Source organism: [Micrococcus luteus] ATCC 49442 (genome assembly GCF_010367585.1).
In the GTDB taxonomy this organism is placed as follows: Bacteria; Actinomycetota; Actinomycetes; order Actinomycetales; family Micrococcaceae; genus Arthrobacter; species Arthrobacter luteus_A.
On the sequence record NZ_JAAAXP010000001.1, the window covers coordinates 2,354,585 to 2,366,640 of the forward strand.

Annotated in this window: 12 protein-coding genes; 6 read left to right on the forward strand and 6 right to left on the reverse strand. The window is 65.6% G+C overall.

The genetic code is table 11. From position 1 onward, the window contains the following. From GUV69_RS10605 to GUV69_RS10620, 4 genes are all read left to right on the forward strand, one after another. On the forward strand, nt 1-1,644 hold the full coding sequence (locus GUV69_RS10605; protein WP_164202155.1) for a DNA repair helicase XPB: 1,644 nt from the start codon (nt 1-3) through the stop codon (nt 1,642-1,644). A gap of 86 nt (nt 1,645-1,730) precedes the next feature. After that, on the forward strand, nt 1,731-2,441 hold the full coding sequence (locus GUV69_RS10610) for a response regulator transcription factor (protein ID WP_058929981.1): 711 nt from the start codon (nt 1,731-1,733) through the stop codon (nt 2,439-2,441). Nucleotides 2,442-2,443: 2 nt separating this feature from the next. Further along, entirely contained in the window at nt 2,444-3,955 is a 1,512-nt protein-coding gene (locus tag GUV69_RS10615; RefSeq protein WP_167525090.1) for a sensor histidine kinase, read from the forward strand. Nucleotides 3,956-4,063: 108 nt separating this feature from the next. Then, nucleotides 4,064-4,351, forward strand: a complete 288-nt coding sequence (locus GUV69_RS10620) for a WXG100 family type VII secretion target (RefSeq protein WP_164202156.1) — start codon at nt 4,064-4,066, stop codon at nt 4,349-4,351. A gap of 22 nt (nt 4,352-4,373) precedes the next feature. Here the strand turns inward: GUV69_RS10620 and GUV69_RS10625 are convergent, their stop codons facing one another. The 6 genes from GUV69_RS10625 to GUV69_RS10650 all read right to left on the reverse strand — a co-directional run bounded on the left by GUV69_RS10625 (nt 4,374) and on the right by GUV69_RS10650 (nt 10,290). Next, nucleotides 4,374-5,501: a ribonuclease HI family protein gene (locus tag GUV69_RS10625; protein ID WP_164202158.1), complete on the reverse strand. Its 1,128-nt coding sequence runs from the start codon at nt 5,499-5,501 to the stop codon at nt 4,374-4,376. A 189-nt stretch (nt 5,502-5,690) separates the two neighbouring features. Further along, nucleotides 5,691-7,319, reverse strand: a complete 1,629-nt coding sequence (gene groL / locus GUV69_RS10630; protein ID WP_164202160.1) for a chaperonin GroEL — start codon at nt 7,317-7,319, stop codon at nt 5,691-5,693. A 292-nt stretch (nt 7,320-7,611) separates the two neighbouring features. Continuing rightward, the gene (locus tag GUV69_RS10635) at nt 7,612-8,892 is read right to left on the reverse strand and encodes an ABC transporter substrate-binding protein (protein ID WP_244292693.1); all 1,281 of its coding nucleotides are present in this window, start codon (nt 8,890-8,892) and stop codon (nt 7,612-7,614) included. Continuing rightward, nucleotides 8,889-9,095 (reverse strand): cold-shock protein, encoded by a 207-nt coding sequence (locus GUV69_RS10640; RefSeq protein WP_164202162.1) that lies wholly within the window; start codon nt 9,093-9,095, stop codon nt 8,889-8,891. Before GUV69_RS10640 ends, GUV69_RS10635 begins: the two co-directional genes overlap by 4 nt. A gap of 169 nt (nt 9,096-9,264) precedes the next feature. Beyond that, entirely contained in the window at nt 9,265-9,909 is a 645-nt protein-coding gene (locus GUV69_RS10645; RefSeq protein ID WP_164202164.1) for a LytR C-terminal domain-containing protein, read from the reverse strand. Between the two features lie 51 nt (nt 9,910-9,960). Continuing rightward, entirely contained in the window at nt 9,961-10,290 is a 330-nt protein-coding gene (locus GUV69_RS10650; RefSeq protein ID WP_164202166.1) for a DUF3263 domain-containing protein, read from the reverse strand. Between the two features lie 137 nt (nt 10,291-10,427). Between GUV69_RS10650 and GUV69_RS10655 the strand changes: the two genes are divergently transcribed. Further along, entirely contained in the window at nt 10,428-11,198 is a 771-nt protein-coding gene (locus GUV69_RS10655) for a uracil-DNA glycosylase (protein ID WP_244292694.1), read from the forward strand. A gap of 14 nt (nt 11,199-11,212) precedes the next feature. Continuing rightward, nucleotides 11,213-12,052: a siderophore-interacting protein gene (locus GUV69_RS10660; RefSeq protein WP_164202168.1), complete on the forward strand. Its 840-nt coding sequence runs from the start codon at nt 11,213-11,215 to the stop codon at nt 12,050-12,052. Nucleotides 12,053-12,056 lie beyond the last annotated feature (4 nt).

The window sequence follows — 12,056 nt, forward strand, 5'->3', positions numbered from 1 at the left end:
GTGAACCACGGCCCTCTGATTGTCCAGAGCGACAAAACCATCCTGCTCGAAGTGGACCATGAGCTCGCAACCGAGGCACGGCATGCCATCGCTCCCTTCGCCGAGCTGGAACGCGCCCCCGAACACATGCACAGCTATCGGCTGACGCCGCTGGGCCTGTGGAATGCGCGCGCCGCAGGACTGGACGCGGAAAAAGTGCTGGACACCCTGCTCAAGTACTCCCGGTTCCCGGTCCCGCATTCGCTGCTGATCGACGTCGAAGAGACCATGTCCCGGTACGGCCGGCTCCGCCTCGAAAAGGATCCTCAGCACGGTCTGGTAATGCGCACTGACGATTACCCGGTGCTGGAGGAAGTCATCCGCGCGAAGAAGATCCAGCCCCTGCTGGGGCCGCGGATTGACGGCGAAACCATTGTGGTCCACTCCTCCCAGCGCGGCCAGCTCAAGCAACTGCTCCTCAAGATCGGCTGGCCGGCCGAGGATCTGGCCGGCTACGTGGACGGCACCCCGCACCTTATCGCCCTGAACGAGGACGGCTGGAAGCTTCGCCCTTACCAGCAGCTGGCCACGGAGAACTTCTGGGCCGGCGGCAGCGGCGTGGTGGTGCTGCCCTGTGGGGCGGGGAAAACGCTGGTGGGCGCTGCGGCCATGGCCACCAGTTCCACCACGACGCTCATCCTGGTGACGAATACGGTGGCTGCCCGGCAGTGGAAGGATGAACTGCTCAAGCGCACCTCCCTCACAGAGGATGAGATCGGCGAGTACTCGGGTGCGGTCAAGGAGGTCCGGCCCGTCACCATCGCCACGTACCAGGTGCTGACCACCAAGCGCGGCGGCCTCTACCCCCACCTGGAGCTGGTGGACGGCCACGACTGGGGCCTGATCATCTACGACGAGGTGCACCTGCTGCCCGCCCCGATCTTCCGGATGACCGCGGACCTGCAGGCCCGCCGTCGTTTGGGCCTGACTGCCACGCTGGTCCGCGAAGACGGGCGGGAAGGCGAGGTCTTCAGCCTGATCGGGCCCAAACGCTACGACGCGCCCTGGAAGGACATCGAATCACAGGGCTACATCGCGCCCGCCGACTGCGTGGAGGTCCGTGTTGACCTTCCCCGGGACGAGCGCGTGGCCTACGCGATGGCCGAGGACGCGGACAAGTACCGGCTGTGCTCGACCTCGGAGTCCAAGACACTGCTCGTGGAACAGCTTGTTGCCAGGCACTCAGGAGAGCAACTGCTGGTGATCGGTCAGTACATCGACCAGCTGGACGAGATCGGCGAGCGCCTCAAAGCCCCCGTCATCAAAGGCGACACCTCCGTCAAGGAACGCCAGAAACTCTTTGATGCCTTCCGCGCCGGTGAGGTGCACACGCTGGTGGTGTCCAAGGTGGCCAACTTCTCCATTGACTTGCCGGAGGCCTCGGTGGCCATTCAGGTATCGGGCTCGTTCGGCTCCCGCCAGGAAGAGGCGCAGCGGCTGGGCCGGCTGCTCCGTCCCAAGAAGGACGGCCGGGCTGCACGGTTCTACTCGCTAGTGGCCAGGGATACCCTGGACCAGGATTTCGCGGCCAAGAGGCAGCGCTTCCTGGCTGAGCAGGGCTACGCCTACCGGATTATGGACGCCAAGGACGTGGAGGCCGCGTAAGCCGCCGGACACGGACTTTCCCGGGCCACACAGAACACACACCTTCCATCCAGAAAACTCCCAGATTCCGGGAGCATGATGTGAGTATGAAGAAGACCGGTCCAGAAGCCAAGCTGCTCGTTGTTGATGATGAACCGAACATCCGCGAACTGCTGTCCACGTCCCTTCGCTTCGCCGGTTTCGAGGTGGTCTCGGCTGCCAACGGGCGGGACGCCCTGGCCGCAGCTGAACTGCACGCACCGGACCTCGCCGTCCTGGACGTCATGCTGCCGGATATGGACGGCTTCACCGTCACGCGGAAGCTCCGGGCTTCCGGCAAGCACTTCCCGGTCCTGTTCCTGACCGCCAAGGACGATACCGAGGACAAAGTCACCGGCCTCACCGTCGGCGGGGACGACTACGTCACCAAACCTTTCAGTTTGGACGAGGTGGTGGCCCGCATCCGGGCCGTCCTCCGCCGCACCCAGCCGCTGCTCGACGATGACGCCGTGATCCGCGTTGATGACCTGGAGCTCGACGACGACGCCCATGAGGTGCGCCGCGGCGGTACGGTCATCGAGCTCTCCCCCACCGAGTTCAAGCTCCTGCGGTACCTCATGCTGAACCCCAACCGGGTGCTCTCGAAATCTCAGATCCTGGACCACGTCTGGGAGTACAACTTCAACGGCGACGCCTCGATTGTGGAGTCCTACATTTCCTACCTGCGCCGCAAAGTGGACATTGACCCGGACGCTCCGGCGCTGATCCAGACCAAGCGCGGCGTGGGCTACGTGCTCCGGACGGCAGAGAAGCGCTGACCTTGCTGCAGCGGTGGAAATCGGCCTCCCTGAGGTCCCAGCTCGTCGCCATCATCATGGCGCTGCTGATTGTTGCCCTGACCGCCACCGGGACAGGCACCTTGACGCTGCTGCACAGCTACCTGGTGGGCCAGGTGGACAACAAGCTGTATGCCGCCGTCAGCATTGCAGGCAAGCAACGTTCCTTTACGCCGCTGCAGGCGCCAAGCCCCGTCCCCACCGATTACTCGCTCACCCTTTTCACGCCGGGCGAGGAGCCGTATCCGTTCGGCGGGGACGCCGAAATCCGTCCGGACATCAGCAGCATCTCCGTGGACGAGGCCCAGCGGCGGGACGGCAAGCCCTACCAGGTCCGGGGCACGGACGGCCAGAACTGGCGCGTCGTAGCCGTGACGGTCCTCAACAGCGGACGTCTGGCCGTGGTGGTCATTGGCCTGCCATTGCAGAGCGTGGACGATGTCCTCAAGCACGCCACCCTGGTGATCTGCGGCGCCGGCCTGCTCACGCTGCTGCTCGCTTCCCTGATAGCCAGCTGGACTGTTTCGCGGTCCTTCCGGCCGCTTGCCAGGGTGGAGAAAACCGCCGCAGCCATTGCTGCCGGTGACCTCTCCCGGCGCGTGGAGATCGAAAACTCCTATACCGAGGTGGGACGCCTTGGGAACTCCCTGAACGCCATGCTGGCCCACATCGAAACGGCATTCGCCGCCCGCACCGCGTCCGAGGCCAAAATGCGGCGCTTCGCCGCCGACGCCTCTCACGAACTGCGAACTCCGCTGGTGACCATCAGGGGCTTCTCCGAGCTCTACCGCCACGGGGCGCTGGCTACCGATGAGGACGTGGCCACTGCCATGGGGCGGATCGAAAGCGAAGCCAAGCGGATGGGCTCCATGGTGGAGGACCTCCTGCTGCTGGCACGCCTCGACGAACAGCGTCCCCTCCAGAAGAAACCTGTTGACCTGCAGCTGATCGCCCACGACGCCGTAGTGGACACCCGTGCGAGTGACCGCTCACGCACCGTTTCCCTTGTTGGCCTCGACGGCGGACCGGCCGGTCCCGCCCCCGTGCTCGGCGACGAAGCAAAGCTTCGCCAGGTGGTGGGGAACCTGCTGGGCAATGTGCTGCGCTACACCCCGGAGGGCAGCCCGATTGAGCTCGCCGTGGGAGTGCGCCGGTCCGGGGGCGGGCAAGCCCTCGCAGTGATTGAGGTCCGGGACCACGGCCCGGGCATCTCCGAAGAAGACGCAGCGAAGGTTTTTGAGCGCTTCTACCGGGCCGACACCTCCCGTACCCGTGAGACCGGCGGCAGCGGGCTGGGGCTCGCGATCGTGGCCGCCATCGTGGGCGCGCACGGAGGGGCCGTCAGGGTGGAAAAGACCGACGGCGGCGGTGCCACCCTCGTAGTCGGTCTTCCTGTCCGGGACGAGACGGCAGACAACCTCGATGCGGCGATCGCCGGCAGTACGGCCGGAAACGCCTCCGGCGGCCCGGGCGACGGCCAAGTTATCCACATATAGCTATTGCCCGTGGCGTGCCCTCCGCGCCCCTCCATAGGCTCGTAGCAGTGGCCCGGAGCAGCCGGGCGGGCAGCGGCAGCTGCCCCACTTCATCGAGAGGCATCAGCCATGAGCATCATTTCCGTCGATACCGAACTTCTCCAACTCAAGTCGGCGAACGTCCAGGCAACAGTGGACCGGATCAGCTCCGACGTCCACGCCATGAAGCGGGGTCTGGACGAACTTCAGGCCACCTGGCGTGGCTCTGCCGCCAACAATTTCCAGGCCCTCGTCACCGAGTGGACCCTGACCCAAGGCAAGGTTGAGGCGTCGCTGGCGTCTATCAACATGGCTCTGGCTTCTGCAGCAAACACGTACGCCCAGGCCGAGCAGGGCAACACGCAGCGCTTCAGCTGACCCTCTTGCTCCGGCCGGGCCGTCAGGCCTCGGGTGTCCCCTGGTGGAACCGGAGGCGCCACCTGCCGCCGTCCAGGACCCAGAGGGAGCTCCGGAGGACTGTGCCCGAGCGCGAGTAGCTTCGGTACGTCAGCAGGACCGCGCCGGCGCCGATGCGGTCCGCGCCGAGGATTTCCAGCTCGGTGTGGTGTCCAGGGTCCTCCTCGAGCGCCATCATCATGGCGTCCCGGGTCCAGACCCGGCCCGAACTGCCAATTTCCATAAAGTCGCGATGCAGGAGAACACCTGTGCGGCCAATGTCGCTCCTGGTGTCCGGCAACGCCAGTTCACGTTCGAGGGCCTCGACGATCACCTCCGGGATGGTTTCCGTGCCTGAACCCTCGGCCGCTGGGAAAACCTCAGTTTCCAGCTCGCTGAACAGGTCCGGCTCCTCGAACGCCGCCTGTCCGAACAGGCTTTGTTGGGTATCGCCTCGTCCGAACAGGCCCTGTCCCGCAAAGTCTTCACCGGTGCCAGACGCGGCTGCAGGCGCCGACGCAGGCTCAGACGCAGACACAGGAGTTGAGGCGGAAGCGGGAACGGCCGAACGGGCTGCGGTGCGGACAGCCGTACCTGCGCCTGCGCCGCCCGTGGCAGACGCGGCGGAGTTTGCCGCAGCACCGGCCGCAGCACCGGGTTCCGGCGCGCCGGCGAAACCGGGGCCGGACCGCGCAGCGACGCCCTGCTGGTACGCGGTGGCGGCGGCACGGGCGCGCACGTCCGCCGCTTCGTTCAGGTCGTGGCCGGCATGGCCCTTGACCCATTCGAAACTGTATTTGCGGCCGGCAAGTTCCCGGTCCAGTTCCTTGAGGAGCTCAACATTCAGGACGGGCTTGCCGTCGGCTTTCCGCCAGCCCTTCCGTTTCCAGCCCGGCATCCACTTGGTGATGGAGTTGATGACGTACTGGCTGTCGCAGAGGACCCGCAGGTCTTCCTCCGGCATGTGGGCGGTGGCCCGGAACAGGTCAAGGACAGCCATCAGCTCACCCTGGTTGTTGGTGCCGTGCGGCCATCCCCCTGCCCGCCAGCAGTCGTCGTTCACATACCAGGCCCAGCCGGCCGGCCCTGGGTTTCCTAAAGCCGAACCGTCGGCTGCTGCTGTAATCGTCACCTTTCCATCCTGCCAGAATTCCGGTGCGCGCCTTGACGCCGGCAGTGGTCACCCCTTGGCGCCGGCAGAAGTCCACCCTTTGGCGTTTGGGGCTGACGCCGACGGTGTCCTCAGCCGTTAACCGCCGACGGCGGCCCCCACCAAAGGTGAGGACCGCCGTCGTGCGTTGTGCCTGGGAAAGCCTGGGGACTAGAAGCCGCCCATGCCGCCCATGTCGTCGCCGCCACCCATGGCCGGAGCGTTCTTCTCCGGCTTGTCGGCCACAACGGCCTCGGTGGTGAGGAACAGACCGGCAATGGAAGCCGCGTTCTGCAGTGCAGAGCGGGTCACCTTGACGGGGTCGTTGATGCCGGCAGCCAGCAGGTCGACGTATTCGCCGGTTGCTGCGTTCAGGCCGTGGCCTGCGGGCAGGCCGCGGACCTTGTCCACCACAACGCCGGGCTCGAGGCCGGCGTTGAAGGCGATCTGCTTCAGCGGAGCGTCGATGGCAACGCGGACGATGTTGGCGCCCGTTGCCTCGTCGCCCTGGAGCTGCAGGTTGGCGAACGCCTTGGCGCCGGCCTGGATCAGTGCAACGCCGCCACCGGCGACGATGCCTTCTTCAACTGCAGCCTTGGCGTTGCGGACGGCGTCCTCAATGCGGTGCTTGCGTTCCTTGAGCTCAACTTCGGTTGCGGCACCGGCCTTGATGACTGCAACGCCGCCGGCCAGCTTGGCCAGGCGCTCCTGCAGCTTCTCGCGGTCGTAGTCGGAATCGGAGTTTTCGATCTCGGCACGGATCTGGGACACGCGGCCAGCGATCTGGTCGGCGTCGCCGGCACCTTCAACGATGGTGGTCTCGTCCTTGGTGACAACAACCTTGCGGGCGCGTCCCAGGAGTTCCAGGCCGGCGGTCTCCAGCTTGAGGCCCACTTCCTCGGCGATGACCTGGCCACCGGTGAGAACAGCGATGTCGGCCAGCTGGGCCTTGCGGCGGTCGCCGAAGCCCGGAGCCTTGACGGCAACCGACTTGAAGGTGCCGCGGATCTTGTTGACGATCAGGGTGGCCAGAGCCTCGCCCTCGATGTCTTCGGCAATGATCAGCAGCGGCTTGTTGGACTGCATGACCTTTTCGAGGACAGCAACCAGCTCCTTGACGTTGGAGATCTTGGAGTTGACGATCAGGATGTACGGGTCCTCAAGGACCGTTTCCTGGCGCTCGGTGTCCGTCACGAAGTAAGCGGAGATGTAACCCTTGTCGAAGCGCATGCCTTCGGTGAGTTCCAGCTCCAGGCCGAAGGTGTTGGACTCCTCGACCGTGATGACGCCTTCCTTGCCCACCTTGTCCAGGGCTTCGGCGATCAGGGCGCCGATTTCGTCGTCACCGGCGGAGATGGAGGCGGTGGCCGCGATCTCTTCCTTGGTTTCGATTTCCTTGGCGGAAGCCAGCAGCTCAACGGTGACGGCCTCTACGGCCTTCTCGATGCCGCGCTTGAGGGACAGCGGGTCAGCGCCGGCCGCAACGTTGCGCAGGCCTTCCTTCACCAGGGCCTGGGCCAGCACGGTTGCCGTGGTGGTACCGTCGCCAGCGACGTCATCCGTCTTCTTGGCAACTTCCTTGACCAGCTCGGCACCGATCTTTTCGTAAGGGTCGTCGAGCTCGATCTCCTTGGCGATGGAAACACCATCGTTGGTGATCGTGGGGGCGCCCCACTTCTTTTCGAGGACGACGTTGCGTCCACGCGGGCCGAGGGTGACCTTGACGGCGTCGGCGAGGATGTTCAGGCCCCGCTCAAGACCGCGGCGTGCCTCTTCATCAAATGCAATGATCTTGGCCATAACGGCAGTAGTCCTTTCGGGACAGTCGTTAAGAATGAACCTCACTGCAGTGCCCGCGACGGACGATCCTTCACCGGCGGCCTCTGTATGCCGCGGCTGGGGATCTCACTCCAGCTAGGTATTTCTCTCGCTCCACGACCGGCACCAAGCTCCGGAGCCGGCGAAAACCGGACGTTGCTTTAGCAGTCGGTACGTAGGAGTGCTAACTCAATAATTAGCACTCCCTAGATGAGAGTGCAAGCGACTGAAGGCCGGAACCGCCTATCCGGCGGCCGCCGTTCGCCGCTGGCGATCAGGCCGTTGACCGTCCTGCCGCCTCACGTCCGGTGAGTACGGCCCGGTTATCCGCTCCATACGTAAACACCATGAAGTTTGCCGTGGTGATGTCTCCCTGCGAGTCGAAGGCAACCGGCCCGGATTCGCCGTCGTAATTCACCGTCGCCCCGGACTTCAGGGCCGCCAGGCAGTCGGCGTACGTCAGGCACGGCGTGCCGCCCTGCCCGCCTGCCGCCCCGGACGTGGCGCCGGCCTTGCCTCCCGATACGCCGATCAGGTTGGCTGCGATGGAGCGTCCTGCGTCATCCCCGGCCGCCGCCGCCGCCAGGGCCGCCAGATTCACGGCGTCGTAAGCCTCAGCCGCGAACGACAGATCCTTCAACGCCGGATCAACTGCCAGCAGCCGGGCCTGGAACGCTGCCGACGCAAACACACCCGGCACCACGGCACGGGCACCATCCAAGGCCTTTGATCCCAGCCCCTGCCCGTACTGGGCAAAGGCGCCGTCGCTGAGGATGAGTTTGGTGCCGGAAAGCCCGGCATTGTTGAGTTCGGCGAGCGCGCCCTGGGCGTCGTCCCGCGCGATCAGCACAACGGCGTCCGGCTTTGCCGCTTGCGCGGCAGCGGCTGCCGGCCCCGCGGCGCCCGGTGCGAATGCGGAGGTGCTCACGGTCTTCAGGCCCGCGGCGGTCGCGGCACTGGCTACCGCTGCGGAAACGTCCTTGCCATAGGCGCTGTCCTGGTGGACAACGGAAATACTCTTCGCTCCGCCGTCCTTGGCGAGCTTGACCAGCACTGATGCCTGGGCGATGTCAGCGGCGGCGGTCCGGAAATAGTAACCGCCGCTTTTATAGGCACTCAGCGCGGAGGCGGCGTTCGCTGGCGAAATCAGCGGAATCCTGTCCGCGGAGAGGACGTCGATGGCAGTTGCTGCCTGGCTGGAATCGGTGGGCCCGATCACCACGTCGGCGTTGGCTTCGGCGAGGTTCCTGGCTTGGGACCCGGCGCCGTCTCCGGCTCCGATGATCAATTCCACGGGCTTTCCCTTGTGGCCCCCGGCTGCGTTGATGTCCTTGATGGCAAGCTCGGCGGCGGCCCGCTGTGAATCGTTGAGGAAGCTCTGCTCTCCCGTACTGTCCTGGATCAGGCCGATCCGCAGGGCGCCGTCACCGGAGGCCTCCACGGTGTCCAGCCGCGCGTTGCCTCCCGCGGCGCCACCGCAGCCGGCCAATGCCAGCAGCAGGGCTGCTGCCGTGAGTGTCCGGAAGGCCGTGGAAGTCTGTCTGCTGACGATCACTGCGCGGGCCGGACGCTTTCGGCCTGCGGGCCTTTCTCGCCTTCGCCAACTTCGAGCTGCACACGCTGGCCTTCTTCGAGGGCCCGGTAGCCTTCGCCGTCAATGGCAGACCAGTGCACAAAAACGTCATCCCCCGAGCCGTCCACGGTGATGAAGCCATAGCCTTTTTCGGCGTTGAACCACTTCACGGTTCCCAGTGCCATGATGTCCACTCTTTCCGTCGTCCCGACGATCCACTCCGCTGTGTGCCGCGTTTTTACGGACCTGCTTGTGGACCGTCGCCTGAAATCACTCTAGCCACAAGCCGTCGCGGGGGCCGAGTCACACGGCTGCTGCGGTGCTGAATGTTATCCACGCGTAACCCCGGAGGGGTCAGCGGTATCCGGGCCCCAGAACCACGACCAGGGGAACCTGGAATTCCTGGCTGTTGACCAGCGCGGGAATGCCCAGCAGGGCGGCGAGGGCCTCGGCGTTGGCCTGCTGCGCGGCACCGGAGTAGAAGATCACGGAGCCCTGCTGCGGCGCACCGGCCCAGTTGCCCACCGGCCCCAGCGTCCAGCCGTCGTTCTGGAGCACTGAACTGACGCGTCCGGCGAGCCCGGCCGTGCCTGCCGCGTTGTACACGGCAACGCCCTGGGCTTTGTTCAGGACAGCAGCCGAGGATTCGGTGGCGGACGGCGAGGCAGACGCTTCAGACCCGGTTACCGGGCCCTCCGAAGGCTGCGAATCCGGGGAAGGATCCGGACTTGGCGAAGCACCAGGGCTGGCCGAAGGAGCTGTGCCGGCCTCTTGGGAAGTGGACGACCCCAGGCTGGTGGACAGCTCAGTTCCGGCCTGGGTAATGCCGAGTTTGGGGAGGATAAGGAACGAGACCAGGCCGATCGCCAGCGCGGCGATCCCTACGGAAAGGATGGGCCAGAGCCGGTGCCGGACAGGTGCCGAGGCTGCGCGGTGGACGCCTTGCCTTGAGGCGGCCTCCGGAACCTTGTCGAATTCATCCCGAGCGTATTTGGTCATGGTGCAGAGACATCCTTGGTGATTGCTGCTGATGGCTCAGCACGAGGTTAGTCAGGCGTCGGAACCCAGGCGGCGTGCAGTGCGCGCCCGGTGACGCGACGTACGTAGTCTACGCAATCTCTTGACCAGCATGGGGTCGTGGGCCAGGGCCGCCTCGGAATCAATGAGGGCATTCAGCAACTGGTAATAGTGCGTGGCCGACAGGTCGAAGAGCTCCCTGACGGCTTGTTCCTTGGCCCCGGCGTACTTCCACCACTGCCGTTCGAGGGCCAGCATCTGCTGGTCCCGCTCGCTCAACGGGGAGTCACGGAGGGTGAAATCCGCCAGCACCGGTTTCCGTTCTGCGGGCTCCGGCACGTGTTCCCGAGCAGGCTCCGCCACGGCACATCCCTTCGCTGGTTTGGTTTGGAAATCTCATCCCATGCTACGGCGTGAATAACATGCTTGTCATTTGCGGCGCTGTTGCTTTCCCCACCTCGGCAGGCATTCCCGGCCGTCAACCCTGCGAGAATGGGACCGTGTTTGAATCCGATGCCCTGTTCGAGCTGGAGGCGGAGCCGGCGGATGCCGCGTCGTACGCCGGGCTTGCCGAAATGCCGCTGCCTGAGCTGATGGCCCCGGACTGGGCCGCCGCCCTGGTGACGGTTGAGCCCGAGCTCCGGAGAGTGCTTGCGTTCCTGGCACAAGAAGTCGCGGCGGGGCACAACGTCCTGCCCTCGCCGTCGAACGTTCTCCGCGCCTTCAGGCAGCCGCTGGCGGAGGTCAAGGTCCTGATCGTGGGCCAGGACCCCTACCCGACGCCCGGTCACGCAATCGGCCTGTCCTTCGCCGTTGACGCGCGGACCCGCCCCATCCCCCGGAGCCTGGCCAATATCTACCGTGAGCTCGAGTCTGATCTGGGTATTCCCGCCCGCGTCCACGGCGACCTGTCCGCGTGGGCGGGCCAGGGCGTCCTCCTGCTGAACCGGGTCATGAGCGTCCGGGCCGGTGCCGCCGGTTCGCACCGGGGCAAGGGCTGGGAAGCCGTTACGACGGCGGCAGTCACTGCGGTGGCCAACCGCCGGACCGCCGACGGCGGCAGGCCGCCACTCGTGGCCGTGCTCTGGGGCAAGGATGCGGAGAGTGTCCGGCCGCTGCTGTCCGGCGTGGCCGTGGTTTCCAGCGCGCACCCGAGTCCCTTGTCGGCGTCGCGCGGTTTCTTCGGCTCCAGGCCGTTCAGCACCATCAATGAGCTGCTGCGGGAGCAGGGCTCGTCCGGCGTAACCTGGGAACTGCCCCCGGTTGTCTAGCTTAGGCTTGCCTTATGAGCACAGTCCCGGCCGCCACGAGCGCAACAAAGAAGACACGTCCCCAGATTGACCTCACCGTGATCCGGCGGGAAGAAATCTCGCCCCACATGGTCAGGATCGTGGCCGGCGGCCCGGGCTTTGCCGCCTATGAGAACAACAGCTTCGTGGACCGCTACGTAAAAATTGTGTTCCCGCAGCCGGGTGTGGAGTATGCCCTGCCCCTGGACCTGTGGACCATCCGGGAGACCATGCCCCGGGCGCAGTGGCCCTTTACCCGCACCTACACGGTCCGCTGGGTGGATACCGCAGCCCAGGAACTGGCCATCGACTTTGTGATTCACGGGGACGAGGGACTGGCCGGGCCGTGGGCCGCCGCAGCCAAGCCCGGCGACACCTTCACGTTCACCGGTCCGGGCGGTGCCTACAACCCGTCGCCGGAGGCAGACTGGTATCTCTTCGCCGGGGACGAGGCCGCCCTTCCGGCAATCGCGGCAGCCATCGAATCACTGCCCGCGGAAGCACAGGGCCTTGCGTTCGTCGAGGTGGACAGCGATGCCGATGTCCAGCCAATCGGCGCCCCGGACGGTGTGCAGGTCACGTGGCTCCGCCGCAACGGCATTCCCACCGGCTCCGGCAACCTCCTGGTGTCGGCAGTGGCTGACGCCGAGTGGCCGGCAGGACGCGTTGATGTTTTTGCCCATGGCGAGCGCGGCTACATGAAGGCGCTGCGCGATGTGCTCTTTGTCCAGCGGGGCCTTCAGCGGAGCCAGGTATCGCTGTCCGGTTACTGGGCCCAGGGCCGGGTGGAGGACGATTTCCAGGCGGAGAAGAAGCTCCCCGTAGGGAAGATCTAAAGCA